This window comes from Clostridium sp. JNZ J1-5 (assembly GCF_053901425.1).
Window position 1 is genome coordinate 3,024,546 of sequence record NZ_CM132773.1, and the last position, 26,937, is coordinate 3,051,482.

General features: G+C 29.1%; 23 protein-coding genes. 21 read left to right on the forward strand and 2 right to left on the reverse strand.

Features of this window, described 5'->3' with window-relative positions:
- The first annotated feature begins 50 nt into the window (after positions 1 to 50).
- The 15 genes from putP (at position 51) to ACWW38_RS14640 (ending at position 20,797) form a co-directional block, all read left to right on the forward strand.
- Positions 51 to 1,520, forward strand: coding sequence for a sodium/proline symporter PutP (putP, locus tag ACWW38_RS14570; RefSeq protein ID WP_456258251.1), 1,470 nt, complete (start codon positions 51 to 53; stop codon positions 1,518 to 1,520).
- A gap of 365 nt (positions 1,521 to 1,885) precedes the next feature.
- Positions 1,886 to 3,205 carry a sodium-dependent transporter gene (locus ACWW38_RS14575; protein ID WP_456258252.1) on the forward strand — a complete coding sequence of 440 codons (1,320 nt, stop codon included), beginning with the start codon at positions 1,886 to 1,888 and terminating at the stop codon, positions 3,203 to 3,205.
- Between the two features lie 88 nt (positions 3,206 to 3,293).
- Positions 3,294 to 4,199, forward strand: a complete 906-nt coding sequence (locus tag ACWW38_RS14580; RefSeq protein ID WP_456258253.1) for a DUF1002 domain-containing protein — start codon at positions 3,294 to 3,296, stop codon at positions 4,197 to 4,199.
- A 138-nt stretch (positions 4,200 to 4,337) separates the two neighbouring features.
- The gene (locus ACWW38_RS14585) at positions 4,338 to 4,502 is read left to right on the forward strand and encodes a small, acid-soluble spore protein, alpha/beta type (RefSeq protein ID WP_456258254.1); all 165 of its coding nucleotides are present in this window, start codon (positions 4,338 to 4,340) and stop codon (positions 4,500 to 4,502) included.
- 200 nt (positions 4,503 to 4,702) lie between these two features.
- Complete coding sequence (locus ACWW38_RS14590; protein ID WP_456258255.1) at positions 4,703 to 6,847, forward strand: family 2 glycosyl transferase; 2,145 nt, start codon at positions 4,703 to 4,705, stop codon at positions 6,845 to 6,847.
- 11 nt (positions 6,848 to 6,858) lie between these two features.
- Entirely contained in the window at positions 6,859 to 7,980 is a 1,122-nt protein-coding gene (locus tag ACWW38_RS14595; protein ID WP_456258256.1) for a hypothetical protein, read from the forward strand.
- A 14-nt stretch (positions 7,981 to 7,994) separates the two neighbouring features.
- On the forward strand, positions 7,995 to 9,068 hold the full coding sequence (locus ACWW38_RS14600; protein WP_456258257.1) for a HEAT repeat domain-containing protein: 1,074 nt from the start codon (positions 7,995 to 7,997) through the stop codon (positions 9,066 to 9,068).
- A gap of 3 nt (positions 9,069 to 9,071) precedes the next feature.
- Entirely contained in the window at positions 9,072 to 10,472 is a 1,401-nt protein-coding gene (locus ACWW38_RS14605) for a glycosyltransferase family 2 protein (protein WP_456258258.1), read from the forward strand.
- Positions 10,469 to 10,693, forward strand: a complete 225-nt coding sequence (locus tag ACWW38_RS14610) for a hypothetical protein (RefSeq protein ID WP_456258259.1) — start codon at positions 10,469 to 10,471, stop codon at positions 10,691 to 10,693. The genes ACWW38_RS14605 and ACWW38_RS14610 overlap by 4 nt, the downstream gene beginning before the upstream one ends.
- 9 nt (positions 10,694 to 10,702) lie before the next feature.
- Positions 10,703 to 10,912 carry a hypothetical protein gene (locus ACWW38_RS14615; RefSeq protein ID WP_456258260.1) on the forward strand — a complete coding sequence of 70 codons (210 nt, stop codon included), beginning with the start codon at positions 10,703 to 10,705 and terminating at the stop codon, positions 10,910 to 10,912.
- Positions 10,913 to 11,811: 899 nt separating this feature from the next.
- Positions 11,812 to 12,942, forward strand: coding sequence for an ABC transporter substrate-binding protein (locus ACWW38_RS14620; RefSeq protein WP_456258261.1), 1,131 nt, complete (start codon positions 11,812 to 11,814; stop codon positions 12,940 to 12,942).
- A gap of 3 nt (positions 12,943 to 12,945) precedes the next feature.
- Positions 12,946 to 15,456 (forward strand): HD domain-containing phosphohydrolase, encoded by a 2,511-nt coding sequence (locus ACWW38_RS14625; protein ID WP_456258262.1) that lies wholly within the window; start codon positions 12,946 to 12,948, stop codon positions 15,454 to 15,456.
- A 519-nt stretch (positions 15,457 to 15,975) separates the two neighbouring features.
- Complete coding sequence (locus tag ACWW38_RS14630; protein WP_456258263.1) at positions 15,976 to 16,515, forward strand: DUF5698 domain-containing protein; 540 nt, start codon at positions 15,976 to 15,978, stop codon at positions 16,513 to 16,515.
- A gap of 635 nt (positions 16,516 to 17,150) precedes the next feature.
- The gene (locus ACWW38_RS14635) at positions 17,151 to 18,953 is read left to right on the forward strand and encodes an ABC transporter ATP-binding protein (RefSeq protein WP_456258264.1); all 1,803 of its coding nucleotides are present in this window, start codon (positions 17,151 to 17,153) and stop codon (positions 18,951 to 18,953) included.
- 17 nt (positions 18,954 to 18,970) lie between these two features.
- Positions 18,971 to 20,797 carry an ABC transporter ATP-binding protein gene (locus ACWW38_RS14640; RefSeq protein WP_456258265.1) on the forward strand — a complete coding sequence of 609 codons (1,827 nt, stop codon included), beginning with the start codon at positions 18,971 to 18,973 and terminating at the stop codon, positions 20,795 to 20,797.
- Positions 20,798 to 20,964: 167 nt separating this feature from the next.
- On the opposite strand, the gene ACWW38_RS14645 is transcribed toward ACWW38_RS14640, so the two are convergent.
- On the reverse strand, positions 20,965 to 21,684 hold the full coding sequence (locus ACWW38_RS14645; protein WP_456258266.1) for an MBL fold metallo-hydrolase: 720 nt from the start codon (positions 21,682 to 21,684) through the stop codon (positions 20,965 to 20,967).
- An 11-nt stretch (positions 21,685 to 21,695) separates the two neighbouring features.
- Positions 21,696 to 22,064: a VOC family protein gene (locus ACWW38_RS14650; RefSeq protein WP_456258267.1), complete on the reverse strand. Its 369-nt coding sequence runs from the start codon at positions 22,062 to 22,064 to the stop codon at positions 21,696 to 21,698.
- Positions 22,065 to 22,380: 316 nt separating this feature from the next.
- On the opposite strand from ACWW38_RS14650, the gene ACWW38_RS14655 reads away from it, so the two are divergent.
- The 6 genes from ACWW38_RS14655 (at position 22,381) to ACWW38_RS14680 (ending at position 26,878) form a co-directional block, all read left to right on the forward strand.
- Positions 22,381 to 23,274, forward strand: a complete 894-nt coding sequence (locus ACWW38_RS14655; protein WP_456258268.1) for a DUF2156 domain-containing protein — start codon at positions 22,381 to 22,383, stop codon at positions 23,272 to 23,274.
- A 66-nt stretch (positions 23,275 to 23,340) separates the two neighbouring features.
- On the forward strand, positions 23,341 to 23,886 hold the full coding sequence (locus ACWW38_RS14660) for a GNAT family N-acetyltransferase (RefSeq protein WP_456258269.1): 546 nt from the start codon (positions 23,341 to 23,343) through the stop codon (positions 23,884 to 23,886).
- Between the two features lie 30 nt (positions 23,887 to 23,916).
- The gene (locus ACWW38_RS14665) at positions 23,917 to 24,351 is read left to right on the forward strand and encodes a MarR family winged helix-turn-helix transcriptional regulator (RefSeq protein WP_456258270.1); all 435 of its coding nucleotides are present in this window, start codon (positions 23,917 to 23,919) and stop codon (positions 24,349 to 24,351) included.
- A 161-nt stretch (positions 24,352 to 24,512) separates the two neighbouring features.
- Complete coding sequence (locus ACWW38_RS14670) at positions 24,513 to 25,262, forward strand: ABC transporter ATP-binding protein (RefSeq protein WP_456258271.1); 750 nt, start codon at positions 24,513 to 24,515, stop codon at positions 25,260 to 25,262.
- Positions 25,263 to 25,265: 3 nt separating this feature from the next.
- Complete coding sequence (locus ACWW38_RS14675; RefSeq protein WP_456258272.1) at positions 25,266 to 26,090, forward strand: hypothetical protein; 825 nt, start codon at positions 25,266 to 25,268, stop codon at positions 26,088 to 26,090.
- A 17-nt stretch (positions 26,091 to 26,107) separates the two neighbouring features.
- Complete coding sequence (locus ACWW38_RS14680) at positions 26,108 to 26,878, forward strand: hypothetical protein (RefSeq protein ID WP_456258273.1); 771 nt, start codon at positions 26,108 to 26,110, stop codon at positions 26,876 to 26,878.
- The last annotated feature ends 59 nt before the right edge of the window (positions 26,879 to 26,937 follow it).

Sequence of the window (26,937 nt, forward strand, 5' to 3'; positions counted from 1 at the left end):
ATTTAGTATAACAATTAAAATACAATAAACTATAAAAAGGAGAATTTACCGTGGAACATTGGTCGCTTATTGCTATTGCGGTATATGTATTTATTTTACTTGCAATAGGTTATTATTCTTACAAAAGGACGCATGACATTTCAGACTACATGCTAGGGGGGAGAGGCCTTGGACCCATGGTAACAGCACTATCTGCAGGAGCAAGTGACATGAGTGGCTGGATGCTAATGGGGCTTCCAGGTGCAGTTTATACAACAGGACTTTCTAGTCTTTGGCTTGGAATTGGGTTAACAATAGGTGCTTATTTTAATTATCTATTGCTGGCTCCAAGATTTAGGGTTTATACAGAAGTTGCAAATGATTCTCTAACTGTACCTGATTATTTAGAAAACCGTTTTAAAGATGATTCTAAAATGCTTAGACTTGTATCTGGAGCTATAATACTTATTTTCTTTATTTTGTATGTTTCATCTGGAATTGTAGCGGGAGGTAAACTATTTGAAAATACATTCGGATTAACATATACAACTGGTGTAGTAGTTACTCTATCTATAGTTGTGTTATATACATATTTTGGTGGATTTTTGGCAGTAAGTCTTACAGACTTCTTTCAAGGATGCCTAATGTTTATTACACTTATTTTGGTACCAGTCGTAACATATATGAATATAGGAGTGGAGCCAGGTACCTTTGTTAATAAAGTAAGAGCTATTGATCCAGCACTATTTGATATATTTAGGGGAACAAGCTTTGCAACTATTATTGGATTTTTAGCATGGGGACTTGGTTACTTTGGACAGCCTCATATTGTTGTACGTTTTATGGCAATTAAATCTGTAAAAGAGCTAAAATCAGCAAGAAGAATAGGAATTGGATGGATGGCTGTTGGGCTATTAGGTGCGGTTGGAAGTGGTCTTACAGGACTTGTATATTTTACAGGAAATAATAATCCGCTGCAAGATCCTGAAACAGTTTTCCTTCGCCTTGGAGATATTCTATTTCATCCATTTATTACAGGGATTATAATAGCTGCAGTACTTGCTGCTATTATGAGCACTATTTCTTCTCAGCTTTTAGTTTGCTCTAGTTCTATTACAAAAGATTTTTATCTAACCTTTTTTAATAAAGAGGCATCAGATAGAAAACAAGTACTAATAGGAAGAATATCTGTACTTGTAGTTTCAGCCTTTGCAACTTTTTTTGCATACTTGCCAAATAAAACTATATTGGATATAGTTGGGCAAGCCTGGGCTGGTTTTGGTTCATCATTTGGACCAGTTCTTTTAGTAAGCCTTTATTGGAAGAGGATGACTAAATGGGGAGCACTAGGAGGAATGCTTGTAGGAGGTTTAACAGTTATAATATGGATTACTTCAGGTTTATCTTCTTACTTATATGAGATGATTCCAGGCTTTTTCCTATCTCTTATTGCAGTTATAGGTATCAGTCTTTTAACTAAAAAGCCAGATGATTCTATAAACAAAGAATTTAAAGTTATGGAAGAAATATTGGGAGAATAGGAATATTTGAATTAATAATGAATTGTTGACAAATTTTTTTAATAGTGATACTATATAAAAAAATCAATAAAGGGAGAAATACATTATGAACCTGTCAATTAAAAAAGTTGCACAATTTAATACTGAATTCTTTTACTTTAGCTTTTTTAGATAGGTTTGTATTTGTGATTATAAAATTTTCATAGATACAAACCAAGCAATAAAACTTTTGGTTTTGTATCTATGATGGCTAAAGTTAGTTTAATTTATTTTAATAATAAGAGCCACATAGAGTATGCTGTGTGGCTTTAGATATATCCTAGGAAGTAACATAAGGTCACAGGCAATTTGCTATGTGGCCTTTTACTTTTTAAGGAGGAATAATGATGAGTAACAGCAAAAGAGAAAAATTTTCAGGGCAACTAGGCTTTATTTTATCCTGTATAGGAGCTGCAGTAGGTTTAGGAAATGTTTGGATGTTTCCTTATAGATTGGGACAAAATGGAGGAGCAGCATTTTTAATACCCTATTTTATCTTTGTATTCATATTAGGAACTTCAGGTATTATAACTGAAACAGCATTTGGTAGAACTATGAGAAGTGGCTCCATGAGTGGAATTAGAAAAGTGTTTAGAGATAAAAAAGTAAAGGGTGGAAGGATTATAAGTTATATACCTACTTTAGGACTTGCTGGAGTGTTCATGTTTTATACCATTGTTGTAGGATGGATATTAAAGTATTTTGCAATTAGTTTAACTGGTAAAATTAACAGTATAGATGCAGCAACATATTTTAATAATTTTGTATCAAGTAAAGAGACTATATTATGGAATGGACTTGCAGTAGGATTAACATTACTAATAGTTATATTTGGAGTGTCAAAGGGAATTGAAAAGATAAATAGAGTTATAATGCCAGCATTATTTGTAATATTTATAGTATTAGCTATAAGATCATTGACATTGCCAGGAGCTAGTAAAGGTGTTGCATATCTTTTATATCCAAGGTGGGAACAACTTTTAGTAGTAAAGACATGGGTAATGGCACTTGGACAAGCATTTTTTACAGTTTCATTGACAGGATGTGCATTAGTTGTATATGGAAGTTATACAGACGAGAAAGTAGATTTACCTTCAGCTGCCATTCGCACAGCTATATTTGATACCTTAGCAGCATTGTTAGCAGCATTTGTTATAATACCTGCAGTTTTTGCCTGCGGTTTAGATGTTGGTTCAGGTCCAGCATTATTATTTGTTACAGTACCAAGTATCTTTAAATCTATGCCTTTTGGAGCATTATTAAGTACATTATTTTTCTTAAGTATAATATTTGCTTCCATATCTTCCTGCATAGTAATGCTGGAAGGACCTGTAGAGGCAGCTATGAGTGAACTAAACATAAGTCGTAAAAAGGGAACAATTATAATAGCTATAGCTTGTTTTTTATTATCAATTCCTATGGATTTAAATATGAAATTATTTAGTAATTTCTCTGATTTTATAACTATATTTATTACACCTGTAGGCACATTAATTATAGCAATAACTTTTTTCTATGTATTTGGTGATAAAAAAGCAATTGAGGAAATCAATATAGGTTCAAGAAAACCAGTAGGAAGGATGTTTATACCACTAGTTAAATATGTGTTTACAATAACTACTATTATAGTTGTAATATTGGGGATTATATATGGAGGAATAGGCTAATATTAAGTTTTTCATATTAACATGTATGTTATAATATACATATTAAATGGAATAGAATTATTTTTAACTAGATAAGGGAGAGTTAGCCATGAAATTAAAAACAAGTATGAGTAAACTTATAATATTACTATTTACTATATCTATAGTAATATCTGTACCAGTAAAGCAGGTTTATGCTGATTCTTTTAAAGCCGTTACCTTAGGAGCAAATCTAAATGATAAGCAAAAAGAAGACATGCTTAAATATTTTAATGTTACTAAAAAAGAAGCTAATATAATAGAAGTAAGCAATGAAGAAGAAAATAAATATTTAAAAGGTGTAGCTTCTCAAAGTCAAATAGGAACAAAAGCTATATCCTGTTCTTATGTGGAACCCACTGAAAAAGGAGGATTAAATATATCCGTTAATAATATGTCATGGGTTACTGAAAGTATGATTAGAAATGCTCTTATTACAGCTGGTGTAGCAAATGCAAATGTAAAAGTATCTGCTCCTTTTGAAGTATCTGGCACAGCAGCACTTACAGGTATATTAAAAGGCTTTGAAAGCAGCGAAGGTGGTAAAAAAATTGATGAAGACAAAAAGAAAACTGCTAATGAAGAACTAGTTGTTACTGGTGATTTAGGTGAAAAAATAGGAAAAGATAATGCTGCTAATTTAATGAATGAAATAAAAAAAGACGTTGTTAAAGAAAAACCTAAAAGTCAAAAGGAAATAGAAAAAATAGTAGTAAATGCAGTTAAGGATAGTAATCAGAATTTGAATAGTGATGATATTAAGAAGATAACTGCTTTAATGGGAAAAATAAATGATTTAAATCTAGATTTTTCCCAGATAAAAGATCAATTAAATGATGTTACAGATAAATTAAAAGCAAATTTAACAAGTGATGAGGCAAAAGGATTTTTTGCCAAGTTATTTGGAGCAATTGCTAGCTTTTTTGCTAAGTTATTTGAAGTAATCGGCAGCATTTTTTCTAAGCTTTTTTCATAGAAGAAATACCTGGTTTTTCATATAAGCCACTATATTATTTTTAATTTTGGTGAAAATAATATATGAAAAGGCTATGTTTTAAATGAATATAAAAATCAGCATTCATTTAAAATAGAGCTTAAAGAAGGAGTGGTGAATATGTCACATAAAAATAACAAAAATAGCAAAGATAATAAGAAGTCTGGCCAAAAGACTAAAAAAGAACTGATGAAAATGGAAGTTGAAATGTCGAATGAAATAGGTTATTCTAATGAATCAAAAAAATTAGGTAAAAACAAGAAAGATAAAACAAAGAAGGATTGAAGACCAATAGCTAGTAGTATTATCTACTAGCTATTGGTTTTTAACTGTTTAAGTTACTAAGGTAGGTATAGTAATTATTTGAAAACGAATACGTATTCATAGATAAAGTGTTATAATAATTACAAAATAGAATTATTTATAATCTAATATAATTTTGTAGAAAATTGTTATAAATTGAAAGAAAGTGGGGCTACCATATAATGAAAAAAAAATCTTTTGTATTGCTTATTTTTGTAGTCACTGTTTTAGTTTGCTTTATCATGTACAAGGAATATTTCAACAAAGCAGAACGTGTACAAGAAGTTTTCAAAGATAAAGACTCTATTAAATATATGTCAATGGTAGATTCCTCAAATTTTTATATTTACAAAGATAAAAAATGGGAAAAAGAATTTATAAAAGGTGTAAACATTGGAGCTGCAAAACCAGGGTATTTTCCAGGGGAATTTGGTATTACAAAGGAAGATTATTTAAGATGGTTTAAATATATTAGTGAAATGAATGCAAATACTATTAGAGTTTATACAATATTAAAGCCAGATTTTTATGATGCCTTATATGAATATAATGAATCAGTAGATAAGCCTTTATATTTATTACAAGGGGTATGGATTAATGAGGAAAATATATTGAAATATAAGGATGCATTTAATGGAGAAATTAAAAATAATTTTATAAAAGACATAGAGAAAACTATAGATGTTTTACATGGAAATAAAGTAATAAAAAAAGCACCAGGGTATGCCTACGGAATTTATGAAAATGACATATCGCCATATGTTTTAGGATACGTTTTAGGCATAGAGTGGGATCCTGAATTTGTTACTGCAACTAATGCCAAAAATAAAGATAAAGTAAATTATAGTGGAAAGTATTTATACAGTAAAGAGGCTTCACCCTTTGAAAACTTTTTATGTGAGATGGGAGATTCCTGTATAGATTATGAAACTAAAAATTATAGTATGCAAAAGCCTGTAAGTTTTACAAATTGGGTTACTACGGACATGCTTAGCCATCCAAATGAACCACTTCCCAACGAGGATATAGTTTCTGTAAATATGGAACATATAAAAAAGAAAGATTCATTTATAGCAGGACTTTTCGCCTCTTACCATGTTTACCCTTATTATCCTGATACTATGAATTACCAAAAGGATTATATAATTTTTAAAGATAAGGATGGAAAAATAAATGCCTATAGAGCATATTTGAGGGATTTAAAAAAAGAGCATACAATGCCTGTTTTAGTAGCGGAATTTGGAGTTCCGTCTGCTAGAGGAAAAGCACACGACAACATATACATGGGATTTAATCAAGGAAATGTTTCGGAAAGATCCCAAGGGGAAATGGATGCGGCTATGTTAAAGGATATATATGAAGAAGGGTATGCAGGTGGACTAGTATTTACATTTCAAGATGAATGGTTTAAAAGAACCTGGAATACTATGGATTTAGATTTACCTGAAAGAAGACCACATTGGAACAATCTTCAGACAAATGAGCAGCATTTTGGAGTATTAGCTTTTGACCCAGGAGAAAAGGAAAGTGTTTGTTATGTGGATGGAGATGCAAAGGAATGGGAAGGAAGCCAAGCTGTTTATAAAAACAGGGATACTGAATTATATATGAAGTCTGATGAGGCCTATGTATATTTTATGGTTAAAAATGAAAAGTTTGATTTTAATAAAGATACCATAATTATTCCTATAGATATTCTCCAAAATCAAGGAAATAAGAATTACAAAAAATATGGAGTTACATTTAGTAGGGCAGCTGATTTTATAATATCAATAAATGGAAAAGAAAAATCTCAAATACTTGTAGATCTTTATTATGATAGCTTCCAATATATTTATGGAAGAAAGCTAAATATGATTCCTAAGAGACCAGAATATGATGTGAAAAATAGTGGAGAATTTGTGCCTATGTATTTATGTTTAAATAAAGAGCTCTATTTACCAGAGGATAAAGCAAAGGTGCCTTTTAGCAAATATGAAACAGGAAAGCTTATTTATGGAGACGGAAATCCGAAAAATAGTGATTATAATTCACTGGCGGATTTTTACACAAAAGGTAGCATAGTAGAAATAAGAATACCTTGGCAGCTTCTTAATGTAATGGACCCATCAACTAAGATGGTAATGAATGACTTACACATTGATGGTATAAAACCAATTAAAACTCAGGGAATATACGCTGGTATAGGAATTTTAAAAAATAATAATTCAACTGAAAACATAGAAATGAATTTATATAGTTGGGATTCATGGGATATACCGACTTATCATGAAAGATTAAAACAATCTTATTATATATTAAAAGATGCCTTTAGCCTGTATAAGTAGAGAGGTGGAATATGAAGAAAAGAAAAACCCTAAAAATAGTCTGTGCTACAATTGTAGCAATTTTTATAATAATATCCTCACCATTTATTATTTGGAGGTTTAAATCATCAAAAAATTTAAATGTTATTATAATTAATAAAACCGTTCCAAATAATACATATAGAGAGCATAAAGGTTTTATGTGGATATTAAACAACTTAAAAGTTAAAAATGGTACGCTAAAAACTTCTTTTCAATATGATAAAGATTATTATGGATTTTTTCCTCTGCCAAATGAAAAATATAATATAAAAGAACTTCCTGAAAACGTTGGGAATCCTAATCTTATATATATAACAGATACTTATGGAGTGTATAAGGAAGACTTCTATAAAAATATTGTAATAGGAAATAGATCTCAGATAATTTACGGAGGGGTAAAGGAGAAAGAAGTAGAACAGATAAAAAATACTTTAAGTAATAATACTATAATAGGTGAATTTAATACATTAGCTAGCCCAACAGGTGTGAAGGCAAGAAACCAGCTAGAAGATATATTTGGATTAAAGTGGAATGGATGGATAGGTAGATATTTTTCAGATCTTTCTAAAGAAAATACTGAGATACCTAACTGGATGAAGGAAAACTATGCTATTCAGCATGGTGAAAAGTGGAATTTTAAAGGGGCAGGAATAGTTTTAATAAACTCAGAGGATACAATTATAGTATTAAGAAAGGACATAGAGTTAGGTAAAGGTTTAAATAAAATAAATTTTACTCAAAAAGCAGAAGAGGAATTCCAAGTTAAAAATAATTTGAATTATTACTATTGGTTCGAAATAACTAATAGTGATAAAGATACAGAGGTTATTGCTAAATATAAATTAGATATAACTAAAGAAGGACAAAAACTTATGGATAAATATAAACTGCCAAGTGAATTTCCAGCTATTATAAGAAAAACAGGTAGCTATACAAGCTATTATTTTGCAGGAGATTTTGCTGATAGTAATTCTACACCTAAGTTTTACAGTGCATCCGGCATACAATTTCTAAATAAGATAACTACCTTTGATGAGGACGCAAATCAAAATTATTTTTATTGGAATGTGTATTACCCATTAATTAAAAATATAATAAAAAATGTAAATTAGAGTGGTGAGAATGTATGTTTTCAAGTAATATTAAATCTTTTATATTTTTCAACATATATTTTCTAATAGTTGTAGATATATTTTTACTTTTAGGAATATATTTTGAAATTATTAAGAATAAGGTAAGAACAAAACATTATGAAAAAGCCTATGAAAAATTGAAATCAAAAATTTTAGACTATATTAAAAATGAGGACAAGATATTAGAAATTCAGCAATTACTAAATAAAGATTTCAATAAAAATGTAGCTATAGATATAATGGTGAATTATTCACAAGAAAATGATGTAGATATAAGTGAAAAGTTTATAAAACTTAATTTGGACAGATTTATAATAGACAAAATCAGAGAAAAAGCCAAAATAGATTATATTAAAAAACTTAGTTTTATGAGAGTAGAAACAGCATATGATACTCTATTGAAATTATCTTCTTCAGAAGACTTAGATATAAGTTATATAAGCTTTTTTGGATTATCTATGATAAATAATGAAAAGTGGAAAAAAGAAATTGTTATAAAAAAATTAATATACTCTAATATTTTAAGTGATAGAATTATTGAAATTTTAAACAGGTTTCAGCTTAGTTTTGAACATTGGTTAGAACTATTAGAGAAAGAGGAAAGTACTAATGGAAAAGTTATATTTATAAAGACTATAACTCCAAAGGAAGAAATGAAGAAAGTTGAAAACTCTGATAGATTATTAAAATTTCTAGATGACCAGGTAGAAGTAAAAATATCTACTATTCTTGCTCTTTGTAATAGTAAGAATGATAAATATGTGGACAAGCTTAAAGATATATATGAAAGTGAAGAAAACTGGCAAGTAAGAGTAATTATTGCTAAGGGTTTTAGAAATTTTAAATTTGATAAGGTAAAGGATGTATTGTTAAAAATGACAAAAGACAAGGAATGGTGGGTAAGATATAATGCATTAAAATCCATTGTAGCTATGGGAGAAGAAGGAGTATTTACTCTCATAGATTTATCTTTAGAAAAGGAAGATAAAAATATATCTGATTCAGCTTATTATTTTTTAAATTCAAATAGAGAAGTTTATAATATAGTAAAGAATATAGAGGTATAAAATATGGATATAGTAGTAGATATAATTTCAATTTACAGCCGAATAATACTTATATATTTTTTTGTAATAAGTATATTTTATATAATACTCATACTTGTATCTTCCAGGGAGCTAAGAGATTTTATTAAAATAATTAATAATGATGTAACTATAATAAGTAACTACACTAAGCCTATATCAATAGTTGTTCCTGCCTATAATGAAGAGGAAACTATAATAGATAACATAACATCATTATTAGATTTAAATTATCCCGAATTTGAAATAATAGTGGTAAACGATGGATCCAAGGATAACACTTTAAAAAAGATAATTGACCATTTTAAATTAAGAAAAATAGATGTAGACATAAACATGCAGATTAATTGCAATAAAATAAAAAATGTATATGGCTCATTTATTATACCTAATCTTGTAGTAGTTGACAAAGAAAATGGAGGTAAGTCTGATGCGTTGAATGCAGGAATAAATGTGTCACGGTATCCGCTTTTTTGTGGAATAGATGCAGACTGTATTATAGAGAAAAATGCACTACTTAGAATTGTAAAGCCATTTTTGAAATATGAGGAGACTGTAGCAGTTGGAGGAATAGTTAGAATTGCCAATGGGTGTAATATAAAAAACGGTAAGCTCTTAGAAGCAAAATTACCTGGAGAGGCTATAGTTAGATTCCAAATAATAGAATACTTTAGAGCTTTTTTAACTAGTAGAATAGGCTGGGACAAAATAAATGCCTTACTTATTATTTCTGGTGCCTTTGGAGTATTTAAAAAGTCTGCTGTAGTAAAAGTTGGTGGGTATAGCAGAACTATAGGTGAAGATATGGAATTAACTTTAAAAATACATGAGTATTTTAGAAAAAATAAAATAAAATATAAAATAGATTTTACTTCTGATGCAGTATGCTGGACTCAAGCACCTAGTAAGATTAAAGGACTTAAAACACAGAGAATAAGATGGCATAGAGGACTTACAGATTCAATTTTAAGACATAAAAAGATGATATTTAATCCTAAATACGGTACTGTAGGACTTTTATCTATGCCTTATTTCTTATTAGTTGAAATGTTAGGTCCTGTAGTTGAAATCATAGGTTATATAATGCTTATAATTTCAATTTTAACTGGAACTTTATCAAATTTCTTTATATTTGTATTTTTAATGGCTTATTTATATGGGATATTATTTTCACTTTCTGCAATACTACTTGAACAGTTCTCTTATAAAAGATATAACAACATTAGAGAAATTACAAAGCTTGTTATATATACTTTCTTTGAACAGTTTATATATAGGCAAATTACAGTTTGGTGGAGAGTAAAATCTTTCTTTAATTTTAAGAAAGGAAGTAAACAGTGGGGAACTATAAAAAGAAGCTCTTTTACTAAGGAGGAAAAAAGATGAATTTACAAGAATGCTTTTTAAAACTTACACAAATTGAAGAAGAGGGTGCTGAATTATACAAGAAAGCTTCACTGAAATGTAGCGAAAAATTAAGACCAGCCATACTTTCCTTTTACCAAGAAGAAAAAGAACACAAGAATACCATGATGGAATTGCATAAAGAGGGTAGATTTAAATTACAAAAACTAGATGAAGATATTGAAAAAATCTTTAATTATTAAGTCGATTATATGAATAAGGGAAAAAATTTCGATTTTAATGATGAAAAGGAATTTTTTCAATTTGCATTGCAAATAGAGAAGAATTCAATAGATATATATACAAAACTTTTAGGGAGTTTTGAAGCTGATTGTTATGAATATAAAATCTTTGAAACACTTATAAAGGAAGAAAAAAAACATATGATTTTTATTTTGAACAAGCTTTATGAAATAAATTAGCATTATAAAAAGCTTCTTATGGAAACCTATTAAGAAGCTTTTTTGTTTTTTGAAAATAGTTTATGATAGCAAAAAAAGTTGTATAATATATTACGTAATAGTAGTTATCATATAACATACAGTTCTATAAAATAAGAGGGAGTATATTGTATAAATTATATGAAGAATTTTTAAATTGTTTACAAACAGAAGATAAAGAAAATGCAGTCTTTTATATATTATAAAAGTTAGAAAGTAATGAGATTGACATAGTAACCTTGTATACAAAAATTTTAGCTCCTTCATTAAATACAATGGAATGTAAAATTGATGAAAAAAATATATGTATTTGGAGAGAACATGTTAGAATTTCTATTATTAGAACTATAGTTGAGTGCTGTTATCCTTATATTATGAAAGAAAGACATGAAAAGTATGATGGAAATAAATGAGATAAAGTTGTAGTAGTATGTCCACCAGAATAGTATCATGAAATTGGTGCCAAGATGGCAGCAGATTTTTTCACCCTTAGAAATATATAATAGAGCTAATGAACTACTAGATATGGTTGGACTTAAGGAGGTTAAAAACAATTTAGCTACAAATATGTCTGGAGGTCAGCAGCAAAGGCGGATAGAATAGTAGAAATTAAAGATGGAAAAGTGAATATGGATATTCATAGTTAATAACATAAATCTAGAATAGGCGTATTTTTTATATTAATTTTAGTACTTAATATAAGAAATATGTCTATTTGTTTAATGATATGATAGTTAATTGTTTTACTATTAAACTATTTGACATAGTAATTAACAGAGAATAAAATATGAAGTATAAATAGTAATTTTAAGAAATTGGTGGGAATTTATATTAAAATGTTTTATTTTGAAAAATATTGTTTATAAAAAGAAGGGATTTCTATGAAATTTATTAATTTTGATAAAAGATTTTTCTACGGAATTCTCATTACTAGTCTTATATTTTTATATGGATGCGGAAAGAAAATTGAAACGATTAAAGTTGGAGTTATAGGAACTATGTCTGGGATTAATTCAGATTTATCTGTTTCCGGGCGGCGGGGAGTAGAATTGGCAGTTGACCATATAAACAAAGCAGGAGGAGTAAATGGAAGAAAAGTAGAGTTAGTTTTTAAGGATGATAAAAATGATTCAAAAACATCACTAAATAAATATAAAGAATTCATTGATGAAAAAGTACCAGTTGTAATTGGACCTTACACAAGTGGTATGATTGTAGATGCAATAGATTATTTAAGAAATAAGGATATATTAATTTTAGGACCTACAATAAGTGCTGATTCACTGGATCATATAGATGATAATTTTATTAGATTCATTGCAACTACTAAAGAACAAGCAATTATTTTGACTGATATGGCTAAGAAAAACAATAATAAAAAATTTGCAGTAATATATGACCTGGAAAATAAAGGATTTAATGAATCTCTTTATAGTAATTTTAATAAGCTCTTGCAAGCAAATAAAGGAGAAATTGTTTTAACAAAGGCCTTCACATCTAATGGAAGAGTTGACTATGCAGATCTAGCTAGAGTAGTTTTAAAATCAAAGGCAGATGCACTATTCATAATTTCCAATTCTGCAGATAACGCAGCTATAACCCAACAAATAAGAAAAATAGGATGCAAGGTCCAGATTTATTCACCTTTATGGTCAAATACAGATGATTTGATTAAAAAGGGAGGTACTGCTATTGACGGTATGTTCATAGTAGGAGGAATGGATATTAATGATAAGTCACTAGATTTTGTAACATTTAAAGAAAATTACATAGATAAATATGGTGAAAACCCAACATTTGCCTCTATGTATTCCTATGAAACTGCAATTGCATTATTCCAAGCTATGAAAATGGGACCAGATTTAAAACCTTCTACAATTAAAAATAATATTATTAAAATTAAAAATTTTAAAGGCTTACAAGGTAATTATGAAATAAATAATTTTGGAGATAATATTAGAAAATATCTAATTTTTAGATTAGAAAATGGACAACCCAGAAAGGTTGATTAATTTATGAAAAAAATTTTTAGTTTAAAAAAGCAAATGATATTAAATAATGTATTAGTATTTATTTTGCCAACTTTAATTTTTGCATATATTATTATATCCATATTTAATGTTAGAACCAAAAAAAATATTGAATACAACAATAGTATTATTGCAGATAATATAAACAATCAAGTAGAAAGTTTTATTGAAAACCAAATAAATGCATTAAATCAAGTTAAATTTCAATTAATAAGTGGAAATTTAAAAAGCAATGAGGAGATTAATGAATATTTAAGCAATATAACTAGGACACACCTTTATATAGATGTAATTCAGATTATTAATGAAAAGGGCATAATTACTAATATTTCTTCTTTAAATAAAGATTATATTGGGACAAGTGCTATAAATGAAGAATTTTTTATTACAATGGACAAAAGCGGAAGGCCTGTGTTTTCTAGAGTGTTTATATCAGCTCAAACACATAAACCAACAGCAACTATCTCGCTTTATGTTAATGGAAAATTATTAGTGGAAAATTTAAATCTTTCTAATATGATAAAGATTATGGAAAATAAAAATATAGATCAAGTTGAAAACATTTCAATTATTGATGAGAAAGGGACCTATATAATTGATAATGATGATAGCAATGTAAGTGAGAGGAAAAGATTTAAATTTTTTAATGATATAAAAGAAGGAATTAAGGAGAAAAAAGCAATTATAGAGGTAGATGATAGTGGAAGGACTTTCTTATATTCAACAAAAATAGAGTTAACAGGATGGTATTCTATTATTTCAATGAAGTACGATAAGATATTTGAGCTAGTCATTACCTTTAAAAAGATATTTTATATTGGAATTTTTACTTTTTTAATTATAAGTTTCAGCATATCAATATTAAGCATAGAAATGATTACAAGATCTTTAAAGAGTCTTTTAGAAAAGACTAAACTTATTTCTAGTGGAAATTATAATGTACAGCCTGAATATGATGGATATAGTGAATTTATAGAGTTATATAACTATTTTGATGTAATGAAAGAGAACATAAAGGAACGGGAAAATAAGGAAAAAGAGCGAACAAATCAGCTGAATAAGTTAAATTATGAACTTGATAAATCAAACAATTTGCTTCAAGCTATCTTAGAAAGTTCACCACAGATAATTTCATTTACATTGGATACTAACTATTGCCATTTAAGCTTTAATAAAAAATACAAGGAAACAATGTTTTCAATATTTAATAAAAACGTAGAAATTGGAATGAATATTTTAGATGCTATAGGAGAAAATGAGTATTGCCATAAAATGAAGAAGAATTGTGAAAGAGTAATGGCTGAAGAAAGTTTCACTATAATGGAGGAAGTGGGAAGAGGGAAAGATTCAAATGTATTTTGGCAACAATATTGGTCTCCTGTATTCTCCAGAAAAGGAAAGATTATAGGTATAAATTGTTTTCTAATTAACATTAGTGAACAAAAACGGGCAGAAGGGAAAATAATATATTTAAGTTATCATGATCAACTTACAGGTCTATATAATAGAAGATTCTTCGAGAAAGAATTAAATAGATTAGATCATAAAGAGAATTTTCCACTAACCCTTGCTATGGGAGATGTTAATGGATTGAAGCTTATTAACGATTCTTTTGGACATGCAGTAGGAGATAAGCTTTTAATAAAAGTAGCTGAGATAATAACCAAGGGCTGCAGAAAAAATGATATAATTGCAAGGCTTGGTGGAGACGAATTTGTTATTTTATTACCCAAAGCAGATAGATATGAAGCAGAAAAAGTAATCAACAAAATTAAGGATATAGCGTCAAATGAAAAAATAGGATCTATAGATATATCCATTTCCTTTGGACATGAAACTAAAGAAGATGAAAATGAAAAAATACAGGAAATTTTTAAAAGTGCTGAAAATCATATGTATAAGAAGAAACTATTTGAAAGCCCAAGCATTAGAGGAAAGACTATTAAAGCCATTATAAATACTCTTCATGAAAAAAATAAGAGAGAAGAACAGCATTCTCATAGGGTTTCACAATTATGCAAAAGCATGGGAGAAGCTCTTCAGTTATCTGAAGGAAAAATACAAGAACTTAAAACTGTTGGGTTACTCCATGATATAGGTAAAATAGCTATAGAAGAAAGTATATTAAATAAACCTTCAAAGTTGACAGGGGATGAATGGGAGCAAGTAAGGCGTCACCCAGAAATAGGCTATAGAATACTTAACACAGTAAATGATATGACTGAAATAGCCCAATATGTATTATATCATCATGAAAGATGGGATGGAAGTGGATACCCTCGGGGGTTAAAGGGAAAAGAAATACCACTTCAATCAAGAATCATAACTATTGCTGATTCTTACGATGCCATGACTAGTTCTAGAAGCTATAGAGATGCATTACCGGAAGAAGTAGCCATAGAAGAGTTAAGAAAAAATGCAGGTATCCAGTTTGATTTAGAACTTACTAAAATATTTATCGAAAAAGTACTGAAAAAAAATTTATATTCTAAATAGGTGTGAGGTATATACCTTCAAAAACAAAAAATCCTGATACTTTAGATAATAGAGTATCAGGATTTCTTAATCATATAAATTTTTATAGAAATTATTAATTGGAAGTAGTTTGGGAATTTAGATTGCAAAAATTATACATTTGTGATATACTTAAAAAGTTAGTTTATTAATTAGGTAAAACTCGTTAGAGTAGAAATAAGTAATTTTTGCAATAATCTTATCATTATTTTCAAAATTATCAATATGCTCTTCAAATAATTTTCAAGTGTTACAAAGACAAAAATGCTTTTCATTTTGTATTAGAAATCCTTAAAATATTCGAGTTGTTTAGTGAACGTGGATTTATTTAAATTTAAGCTTTAATTATTAAATCTCATTACATAATGGATTATTTGCTAACATGATAGCGCTATGTTAGTTTTTTTGTTGTGTAATATTTGAGTGCTAAATTCTAATTATAGAAATATGATGATTTTACTTTGTTATATATAGAACCAAAAATTAAAAGGAGGTGTTTTGATGACAATAAGTGTAATCCTTTCGCTGATAGGTTTATTTTTAATAACGTCTATTACTAATGTTTTAGCAACATTAAAATCAATATTGATGTCTAAAAAAATCATGAATCCAGTTTATGTTTTAGTATTTTTGGATGCTGTGATTTTTGCAACGGTAGTTTCTAAAGTGACTAGTTCAAAGGGGATTCATTTTACCATGGCATATGCTTTAGGTAAGACAATGGGAGTATTTATAGGGAGTAAACTTGAAGAAAGATTGGCCCTAGGAATTTTGGAAGTGGATTTATTTTTGAATAATAAAAATAAAATGGTGAAAATAGCAGAAAAGCTTAGAGGAGAAGGTTATACGGTTAATAATTTTCTAGCTCGAGGTAATAATGGTGACAGAAGATATAAAGTGGAAGTGGTGATTAAGAGAAATGAATTTAAAGTATTTGAAGATATAATTGATGAATGTGGAGTTAGTAATCCAACATTAAAAATTAAAAACCTTAGCAAGGTATATGGTAAAATTACTACAACAAGAATTAAAACTACTTAAAGGAAAAAACATTTAAAATTTATATTCTATAATATAAATAGACTAATTTAAAAATATGTATTGAAAATTTCTAAATTTAGTTATAAAATGAATAATGTAGTATTAACAAATATTAAAAATAAGGAGGTCGTAAATATGTTTAGAAGATTAATGTTATTATCAAGTGATTTGAATATAAAACTAAATAAAAACATGTATACGACCTTAGTGTAGATATTTTTAATGTTTAATATTAGTTATGATTGGAGAGCTGTAGGTTGTGTGCCTATGGCTTTTTTTAATGATTAAATTGTCCATATACATTTAATGTGATTGAATAAGTATGTGTTAATTTATATATAAAAGCCGTAGAAAAAACTTCTACGGCTTTTTATTCTATAGAATAAAAAGAAGGGGTGCAGGGGAATAATTCCCCGCTTCTTTAAGGAGGGTGCTCAGACGCTAATGCGTCGCCGAAGGGAACCTAAGATTCCATAGCGGAACCGCAATAGCGATTTTTTTATATTTTAGAAGGAGTGATAGTAATGAGTAAAAAAGAGATTTTTAGAAAAATTAAAGGCTGGGATTCTACATTGTATGAATAGCTAAGTACTTTAGCGGTGAAACAAGATTTGCAGTAGAAAGGAGACAAGATAATGAAAAAAGTTATTGAACTAACTAAAGGCAGCAGGCTCTTATATATAGTAGCAATAATATCTATTGGAATTGCATCATTTATAGCCATGGTAGAGCCTATGGTTGTTAGAATTACTATAGATTCTATTATAGGTAATAAACCGCTAGATGCCCCTTTAGCTATTGAAAAGTTAGTACAAACTATAGGGGGGAGAGAAATATTAGGGAGAAATCTATGGATATGTTCTTTAGCCTTAATAAGCTTAACCTGCGTTAGAGGAATTTTCCTCTATTTAAAAGGAAAACTTTCGGCACAGGCTGCTGAAAATATGGCAAGAAATATAAGAATTAGATTATATGATCACATTCAAAAACTTCCCTATGAATACCATGTAAAAGCAGAGTCTGGTGACTTAATTCAAAGATGTACATCAGATGTAGAGACCATAAGAAAGTTTTTTGCACTTCAAATGGTAGAGATAGGAAGAGCTATTTTCATTGTGACATTTGCTGTAACTATTATGAGTTCATTAAGTAAAAAGATGACTATAATTGCCATGGTTATGGTTCCTATAATATTTGTTTTCTCTTTAATATTCTTTAACAAAATCCAGCATAATTTTAGGAAGGCAGATGAGCAAGAGGGGGCTCTTACCTCTACATTAAGAGAAAATTTAACAGGAGTTAGAGTTGTAAAAGCCTTTGGAAGACAAAATTTTGAAATAGAAAAATATGAAAGAGAGAATAAAAAATACAGAGATTATATTTATAAAATAATTTATCTATTGTCAAATTACTGGGGAATATCAGACTTTCTTTGTACTATTCAAATAGGTCTAGTGCTTATTTCAGGAATTTACTTTACTGTAGGCGGTGAAATTAGCCTTGGTACCTTAGTAGTATTTATAACTTATGAAACTATGCTGCTTTGGCCTGTAAGACAACTTGGTAGAATTCTTTCGGATATGGGAAAGATGACAGTTTCAATTGAAAGGATATGGCAGATTCTACAAGTGCCAGAAGAAACAGAAGGAGGCAAGGCATTGAAACCTGAAATAAAGGGTGATATATGTTTTGAAAATGTTACTTTTGGATATGAAAAAGATGCTCCTGTAATTAAAGATGTAAGTTTTAAAATAAATAAGGGTGAAACAGTGGCTGTGGTAGGGCCTACAGGCTCAGGAAAGTCCTCATTAGTACACCTTTTATTAAGACTTTATGATTATGATAAAGGGTCTATAAAAATTGATGGAGTAGAACTTATGGATATAGAAAGAAAGTGGATAAGAAGTAAAATAGGTATGGTACTTCAAGAAGCTTTTCTTTATTCAAGAACTATTAGAGATAATATAAAGATAGCTAAACTGGATGCAGATGACCTAGAAGTAAAAACTGCAGCTTCTATGGCATCAGTTCATGGTGTAATAACTTCTTTTGAAAAGGGATATGACACTATAGTAGGAGAAAATGGTGTTACACTATCTGGAGGTCAAAGGCAGAGAGTATCTATAGCAAGAACTCTTATAAAAAATCTTCCTATACTGATTTTTGATGATTCTTTAAGTGCAGTAGATGCAGAAACAGACAAAATTATAAGGCAGAAGCTTAGAGAAAAAAGTAAAGGGGTTACTACTTTTATAATTTCCCATAGAATTTCTACTGTTATGGATGCAGATAAAATTATAGTTTTAAATAAAGGAAAAATAGAAGCTATAGGAAAGCATGATGATTTGATAAATAAAGATGGTGTATACAAGAGAATTTGGGAAATACAAAATTCAGTTGATAGCTCTATAGAAGAAGATAAGGCGTGTAATGAATAATCTGGGAGGTGATTTTTATGGAGAGAGTGGATGAATATAAGATAACAGAAAAGCTGAATTTAAATATATGGAAAAGATTTTTTAAGTATCTATATGAATTTAGAAGTGGTCTTTTTAAAATGGCTTTTCTTATGATTATAGTTGCAGGAATAGATGCAGTAATGCCTCTTTTAACTAGATATGCTATAGATAATTTTATAGCAAAGAAAACTACTGTGGGGCTTAAAACTTTTGCTATAGTTTATTTTGGTATTTTTGCTCTTCAAGCTATAAATGTTAAACTATTTATAATGCAGGCAGGCAAAATAGAAACTGGATTAGCTTATCATATAAGAAAACTTGGATTTAAAAGATTACAGCAGTTATCTTTTTCTTATTATGATAATTCTTCGGTGGGATGGCTTATGTCAAGAATGACATCGGATATAACAAGGCTAAGTGAAATAGTCTCTTGGGGATTAATTGATATGGTATGGGCTGTAGCTATGATGATAGGATTTGTAATTATAATGCTATATAACAATGTAGAACTAACACTTATAAGCATGTCTGTAGTCCCTGTTTTATTTGTTATAGGTGTGTTTTTCCAAAGGAAAATTTTAAAGTCTTATAGAAAGGTTAGAAAGTTAAATTCACAGATAACAGCAGATTTTAGTGAAGAAGTGGCAGCTGCAAAGACTACTAAAACTTTAGTACGTGAAGATGAAAATTTAAGAGAATTTAAAAATGATGCAGACAGCATGAAATATTCAGCAGTAAGGGCAGTAATGTTTTCGTCACTTTTCCTTCCTATAGTTATATCCATGGGAAGCATAGGGACAGGTTTAGCTCTTTGGTTTGGAGGGAATAAAGTAATTACAGAAGCTTTAACCTATGGAACCTTTGTAATGTTTATTTCTTATACAATACAGTTCTTTGACCCACTAAGTAGGCTTGCAGAAACCTTGGCAGAGCTTCAAAATGCTCAAGCTTCTGCAGAGAGAATAATAACTCTTATAGAAACTGAGGCTGATATATGGGATGAAGAAGATGTAATAGAAAAGTATGGAGATTTATTCAATCCAAAGTGTGAAAACTGGGAAAAAATCTATGGTGATATAGAATTTAAAAATATAACCTTTTCTTATAAAAATGGAGAAACTGTACTTGAAAACTTTAATTTAAGGGTTAATAGTGGAGAAACCATAGCTTTAGTTGGGGAAACTGGTTCTGGAAAAAGTACTATTGTAAATTTGTTATGTAGATTTTATGAGCCAGATAGTGGAGAAATATTAATTGATGGAAAGGATTATAGAGAAAGATCTCTTTTATGGCTTCAATCAAATTTAGGATATGTACTTCAAAGCCCACATTTATTCAGCGGGACCATTAAAGATAATATTAGATATGGAAAACTTGACGCTTCACAAGAAGAAATTGAAAGAGCAGCAAAGCTTGTAAATGCTCATAGTTTCATTATGAATATGGAAAAGGGCTATGACACCGACGTAGGCGAAGGAGGAGGAAATCTATCTACTGGAGAAAAGCAGCTTATTTCCTTTGCTAGAGCAATCATAGCAGACCCAGCTATTTTCGTACTGGACGAGGCTACTTCCTCTATTGATACAGAAACGGAAAAAATCATAGAAACTGCCATAGAGAAAACTTTATCAGGAAGAACAAGTTTTATAATTGCTCATAGACTTTCAACCATAGTATCTGCTGATAAAATTCTTGTGTTAAGAAAAGGAAAGATAGTTGAGGCAGGAAACCATAAAGAATTACTTAGGAAAAAAGGATATTACTATAGATTATATACAAACCAATTACTCCAAGAGAAGGAGCTAGAGAGTAGAAGGATATAATAAAATCCAATTTATTAAACAGTGAAATAAAGAAGGGCTGTGGCACTAAGAATAAATACTACAATATACTGTTTTAACTTTAAACTTGCAAAACAGTATATTGTATGAATTCCTTAATGCGACAGCCCCTTTTGTCTATGAAAGTAAAATTATACTGGGACAGTTTTTTATAAAATAGATAATTCAATATCTTTTTTAGATATATCAAGAACTGTCACAGGATAGTCTTTTACTTTATTTTTAAAAGAGTTTATTATTTCAGCATCATTTCCAAAATGCATTGGAATAAAATACTTTGGATTTATATTTTCAATGAAATATTGTCCACCTAAATAGTAATATTCAGCTTGTCTTGGGTCTACAGGAAAGAAAGCTAGGTCTATTTTTTCACCTGCTAGGCAAGAAATTTCTTCTTTAAACCATTTTTCAGCATAGGTATTATCCTCTTCACTATCTTCTTTCCAATGCCACCAGTTCAAATCCCCAGTGTGAAATATATTAAAACCATCAAGATCTACTAAAAAAGAAACCCCTGCATCAGTTGAGCCAAAAACTTTTATAGTTAAATTGTCTAAAGTTAATGTATCATTTTTCTTTACAAAGCTATAAGAGTTATCCATATTCTTAGGTTTTATATCATTACTTAAAATATACTTTACGTTAGTATTTTTACTGTTCCAAGTAAAGATTTTATTATTAAGATGATCAGAATGGTTATGGGATACAAAAACATATATAGGTTTTTCTTTTGATAATAGATTTTCAACAGTATATGCATTTTCAAACGTGTTAGCACTTTCTCTATAGTAATCAAATATTAGAATACTATTAGAAGTCTCTATAGAAAAACCACTGTTATAAAAGTAATGTATGTTTATTTTACTCAAAGTATCACCCTCTATTTAGCAGGCAATATTTCTGTCCAATATCCATCTGGATCAGCAATGAAATATAAGCCCATCTCTTTATTTTCATAGCAAATACAACCCATTTTCTTATGGCGTTCAAAAGCACCATCAAAATCATCAGTTCTTACAGCCATATGTATTTCATTATCCCCTAAATTATAAGCTGTATCTCTATCTCTTAACCAGGTAAGTTCAAGTTTGTAGTCACTACTATTATCCTTCATAAATGCTAATATAAAACTGCCATCATCTTCATGATATCTACTATCTTCTACAAAGCCAAGAGCTTCTTTATAGAAATTAACACTTTTCTCTAAATCAAAAACATTAATATTATTATGGTCAAACTTAAAATTCATAATTAAAAACACTCCTTTACTTGTTCAATTAGATATCTAAATAAAATGATAACATTATAGGGGTATAATGTAAATTACATAATATTAGAAAAATAGAAAACAACTTTCCATTAGTAGTTTAGGGCTGTTCTAAAGATTGTTGAGTTCATTATATGGAAACTCCTTGTCAGTTCTTCCAAGGAGTAAGCGATTTACACCAAATCATAGATTTGGGTTCTCTGCTTATATAGTTGACTTATGCAGTACTATGATTTATTATTTGTATATACAAATGATGCGTGTAAAATTAATAAATAATATTTGAAAGGTTGATAAAATGGATTTTAAAAAGCTTACATTAGAGGATAAAGAACTATTTAAAAAGTATATAAATCCCTATAAATTTTTAAGCTGTGAATACTCATTTACTACTCTATATATTTGGAAAGATGCTTGTGAAATTCAGTATGCAATTTATAAAGATGCGTTAATCATAAAGAAAAAAGATTTTGAAGGAAACTATCACTTTATGCAGCCCTTAGGCTATAGAGAAGAAGATTTGCAAGACATACTAGAATATTTAGCACAATATAAAAAAGAAAACAATATGGATTATGTATTTAAAGATTTAGAAGAGGACTTTATAGAAAAGGTAAAAGCTTTGTGTGCTGAAGAGCAGTATATGTATATTGAAGAGGATAGAGATAACTTTGACTATTTATATGAAGCAGAAAAACTAATAAAACTTTCAGGAAAAAAACTTCATGGAAAGAAAAATCACTATAATTTTTTTGTTAAAGAATATAATTATGAAGTTAAGGAAATAGAAGAAGAGGTTATTGATGATGTAATAGAAGCAGCAGAAAAATGGTATGTGGAAAATAATAATGATGATAAAATGCTCTATTATGAAATGAAGTCAATAGAAGATCTTGCAAATAATATGAGTCTATTTAACCTGAAAGGAATAGCAGTTTATGTAGATGGCAAAGTAGCAGCTTTTAGTCTAGGAGAAAAACTTAATGATAAATTGGCAGTGATTCATATAGAGAAAGGCGATATGAATTATAGAGGAATATACAGCTTTATTAATAAAACCTTTATAGATATGTGTTTTAGCGATGTGAAAATAATAAATAGAGAACAAGACTTAGGCATAGAGGGACTTAGAAAGGCTAAACTTTCCTATCATCCAATTAAACTAGAGAAAAAATTCATTGTTAGTTGCTAGAAAACATGACCTTTAAATTGAATGTATATTCTGTTTAAAGGTTAGTCTATGGGAAAAGGTGATTTTATGAAGAAATTGTTAGAAGGTAAAAAAGTGAAACTTACGGCTATAGAAAGTGAAGATATACCAGAGTTTACCAAATGGTATAATGACACTGAATTTATGAGAAATTACGATATGATAGGTGCAGTCCCTAAAAGCATGGAAGAAATTAAAGAAATGCTTGAAGAAGTAAAAATGTCTAATGATAAGTATATATTTGCTGTAAGACATATTGAAAGTGGCGAATTTATTGGAGTTACAGGCTTTGAAAATATCCTTTGGAATAATGGTACAGCACTAATATATATAGGAATAGGAAATGAAAAGTATAGGGGAATGGGCATAGGTAAAGAGGCTATGTATTTGACTATGGAATTTGGATTTCAAGAGTTTAATTTTCACAGGATATATCTAAATGTACTAGAATACAATACGTCTGCTATAAAACTATATGAAAGATTAGGCTTTATAAAAGAAGGGACGCATAGAGAATTTATCAATAGGGATAATAAAAGATTTGACATGTATTTGTATGGGATACTTAAAAGGGAATGGATAGAGAAAAATTAGATGAATTTAAATGGGAAAGGGATAATTTTAATGGCAGATACAAAAAAATCATTATGTAGTTGTCTATATTTTACAGTAAACAAGCTGTCAAGAATAATTGGAAAAATGGCAGAAGATGAATTTAGAATAACAGGATTATCACCTACTTATGCTTTTGTAATTAATATAGTTAATAAAAATGAAGGTATAGGTCAAAAAGAAATTGGAGAAGCACTTCATATGACTCCTTCAACTATAACAAGATTTATAGATAAGTTAGAAGATAAGGGATTAGTAACAAGAAAATGTGGAGGTAAGAATTGTTATATATATCCTACAGAAAAGGCTAATAGTCTTCAATTAGATATTGATAAAGCATGGGGTAGTTTGCATGAAAGATGTTCTAAAATACTGGGTGAAGAAGAAGCAAAGAAACTTACGGAAATTATAGATAAAGCAGGCATAAAGCTTGAAGATAAATTCTAATTTGGAAAATATAAATTTTAAAATAAGGTGGCATTTATTTAAAACTATGTTTTGGATAAGTGCCACCTTATTTTTATTAATTATAAAAACTTTATAAATTCCTTAAAATTCAGTTTTAATATATAAGTATAAATTAAAGGATTTTAAAGGAGTAGATAATGATGAAAGAGAAAAAACTTCAAGCAATTAATTTGACTAAGAAAATAGGAGGAAGGACAATAATAAATGATTTATCATTTGAAATAGAAGAAGGAGATATATGTGGATTTCTTGGGCCTAATGGTTCAGGTAAGACAACAACAATTAGGATGATTACAGGCCTTATTTCTCCTACTAAAGGTGAAATACTTATATCAGGTAACAATGTAGCAAAAGATCGCAGAACTGCTCTGATAAAACTTGGAGCTATAGTAGAATCTCCTATATTTTTTCCATATATGTCTGGAAGAAAAAATCTTCAAAATTTAGCTAGGCTCAATCCTAACATGACACGTAAAAAACAGTTAGGTAAGGTAGAAGAAGTTTTAGATATTGTTGGATTGCAAGATAGAGCTAAAGATAAGGTGAAAACTTATTCTCTTGGTATGAAACAAAGACTAGGAATTGCTCAGGCATTACTTAATAATCCGGATATTGTAATTTTAGATGAACCATCTAACGGATTAGATCCCATGGGCATGAGAGAGTTAAGGGAACTTGTATTAAAATTGCAGGAAGAAAAGGGAATTACTTTTTTCATATCCAGTCATCTTTTAGATGAACTACAACAAATGTGTAATAAATTAATTGTTATAAGAGAAGGTCGTCTTATTTGGCAGGGATTAACTAAAGAACTATTAGCAAAGAGCCATGGAAGCAACAGACTAGAAGATGCCTTTGTTGAACTTATGCTGCAAAAAGAAAGGATGTAGAGGATGAAGGGGTTGTTTATAAGTGAATTAGAAAGACTATGGTGTAAAAAAAGCACTTGGATTACATTTTTATCTGTTCCAATAGTACTGTATGCATCTGCAAGATATTATTTAGGTCATAACTTAAATGTATCGAAGATAAGTCCTGAGTTTACTTCCTTTGGCAACTTTCCAGCTGCTGTTATACAAGAACAGCTAATATTGTTTTTTAATTTAGCAGTAGTACTTCTCTTGATTTTATCAATTACAGAAGAATATAGAAGTGGGCAAATTAGAATGGTGATGATACGGCCAATATCTTTCACTCATCAATTTTTAGCAAAAATAGGAACTATCCTTGTAACTTTATTTTTATTGATTTTAGTATATTTTTTATTAAGTATCCCTATAGGGTATATGAGTATGCCGAAAATAGATAAAGTTCACATTTTTTATTATGCTAATGCCTTTACTATAAAGGGCTCATTACTGTACGGAATAAAGTATTATGCAGTATCGTTTTTAACTATAGTAGCTATGGAATCAGTCATTATGTTTATAGCCACCATAAGTAAGACAATTACAACGGGTATGGGGGTTGGAATTGGATTTATATTAACTTCTCTTGTTTATCCACAGATTCTTTTTATGTTTAATCACCAGCCAACTGTTAAAGTGATTAAATTACAATTTTTATCTTTAACACATATACAGCATATGGGAATAGCTATGATGCTAGGAGAAAATTCATTATTTGTAAAGTTGATTATCGCTATTTTATTGGTTTACATTGTAATTTTCACAATTTTGTCATATTTGTTCTTTACTAAAAGATCCAAAGATATTTAAGAAGGAGGAAAAAATAAATGAAGTTACTTATAGAAAGCGAATTACAAAGAGTATGGACACGTTCTAAAACCAAAGCTATTTTAATAATACTTATTCTAATTACTCTAGCATGGAGCAGTTGCATGAGGGGGTGGAATGTGGGGTTTTATGATGCCAATAATACAATGGCGCTTAACTCATTAAATCTACCTGTGTTTATTCTTCGAGATATCCACCCTGCATTAATGTTTGTATTTTTGCCTATGCTCTATGTAGATGGTTTAAATGTAGAACATACCCAGGGAGGTTATAGGAACGTTATGACACGTTCTTATAAAAAATGGCAGTTTATTGTATCAAAGCTGATAGTACAGGCTATTGTTACTGCTATTGCATTGATTATAATATTTATAGTATCTAGTTTATTTGGAAATTTATTTTTTAACTCTGTGGAGTCCACTAAATTTTTTAAGAACCCAAATACTTTTAATGTTTTTGGAACACTTATATATAGTTTAAAATTCTACAGTTTAGAATTTTTAATACTGTTTGCATTACTTTCAGTAAGCAGCTTAATATGCAGCATTGTACCAAATGGAGTCCTAGGAGTATTATTAACAATAGCATTTCCAGTTGGTACCATATATATATCTGATGTCTTTGAATTCTTTTTAAGCAGCACTAAAACTATTTTTGACGCATTAGGTAATTCAGCTCCACTAAGTTTTTATGGTATATTATCCTCAATAATTATTATGAGTATAGGAGGAAGTATATTTTTGTGGCAGAAAAAAGACTGGGTATTTTAGTTTTACTTTAAGAAATGACTCTATAGATTTATAATATTGCTTATATAATATGTTTTTAG

Bases quoted from the DNA above. Each gene is read 5' to 3' on its own strand.
- ACWW38_RS14575 (WP_456258252.1), top strand. From the start codon at position 1,886: ATGAGTAACAGCAAAAGAGAAAAATTTTCAGGGCAACTAGGCTTTATT.
- ACWW38_RS14580 (WP_456258253.1), top strand. From the start codon at position 3,294: ATGAAATTAAAAACAAGTATGAGTAAACTTATAATATTACTATTTACT.
- ACWW38_RS14585 (WP_456258254.1), top strand. From the start codon at position 4,338: ATGTCACATAAAAATAACAAAAATAGCAAAGATAATAAGAAGTCTGGC.
- ACWW38_RS14590 (WP_456258255.1), top strand. From the start codon at position 4,703: ATGAAAAAAAAATCTTTTGTATTGCTTATTTTTGTAGTCACTGTTTTA.
- ACWW38_RS14595 (WP_456258256.1), top strand. From the start codon at position 6,859: ATGAAGAAAAGAAAAACCCTAAAAATAGTCTGTGCTACAATTGTAGCA.
- ACWW38_RS14600 (WP_456258257.1), top strand. From the start codon at position 7,995: ATGTTTTCAAGTAATATTAAATCTTTTATATTTTTCAACATATATTTT.
- ACWW38_RS14605 (WP_456258258.1), top strand. From the start codon at position 9,072: ATGGATATAGTAGTAGATATAATTTCAATTTACAGCCGAATAATACTT.
- ACWW38_RS14610 (WP_456258259.1), top strand. From the start codon at position 10,469: ATGAATTTACAAGAATGCTTTTTAAAACTTACACAAATTGAAGAAGAG.
- ACWW38_RS14615 (WP_456258260.1), top strand. From the start codon at position 10,703: ATGAATAAGGGAAAAAATTTCGATTTTAATGATGAAAAGGAATTTTTT.
- ACWW38_RS14620 (WP_456258261.1), top strand. From the start codon at position 11,812: ATGAAATTTATTAATTTTGATAAAAGATTTTTCTACGGAATTCTCATT.
- ACWW38_RS14625 (WP_456258262.1), top strand. From the start codon at position 12,946: ATGAAAAAAATTTTTAGTTTAAAAAAGCAAATGATATTAAATAATGTA.
- ACWW38_RS14630 (WP_456258263.1), top strand. From the start codon at position 15,976: ATGACAATAAGTGTAATCCTTTCGCTGATAGGTTTATTTTTAATAACG.
- ACWW38_RS14635 (WP_456258264.1), top strand. From the start codon at position 17,151: ATGAAAAAAGTTATTGAACTAACTAAAGGCAGCAGGCTCTTATATATA.
- ACWW38_RS14640 (WP_456258265.1), top strand. From the start codon at position 18,971: ATGGAGAGAGTGGATGAATATAAGATAACAGAAAAGCTGAATTTAAAT.
- ACWW38_RS14650 (WP_456258267.1), bottom strand. From the start codon at position 22,064: ATGAATTTTAAGTTTGACCATAATAATATTAATGTTTTTGATTTAGAG.
- ACWW38_RS14655 (WP_456258268.1), top strand. From the start codon at position 22,381: ATGGATTTTAAAAAGCTTACATTAGAGGATAAAGAACTATTTAAAAAG.
- ACWW38_RS14660 (WP_456258269.1), top strand. From the start codon at position 23,341: ATGAAGAAATTGTTAGAAGGTAAAAAAGTGAAACTTACGGCTATAGAA.
- ACWW38_RS14665 (WP_456258270.1), top strand. From the start codon at position 23,917: ATGGCAGATACAAAAAAATCATTATGTAGTTGTCTATATTTTACAGTA.
- ACWW38_RS14670 (WP_456258271.1), top strand. From the start codon at position 24,513: ATGAAAGAGAAAAAACTTCAAGCAATTAATTTGACTAAGAAAATAGGA.
- ACWW38_RS14675 (WP_456258272.1), top strand. From the start codon at position 25,266: ATGAAGGGGTTGTTTATAAGTGAATTAGAAAGACTATGGTGTAAAAAA.
- ACWW38_RS14680 (WP_456258273.1), top strand. From the start codon at position 26,108: ATGAAGTTACTTATAGAAAGCGAATTACAAAGAGTATGGACACGTTCT.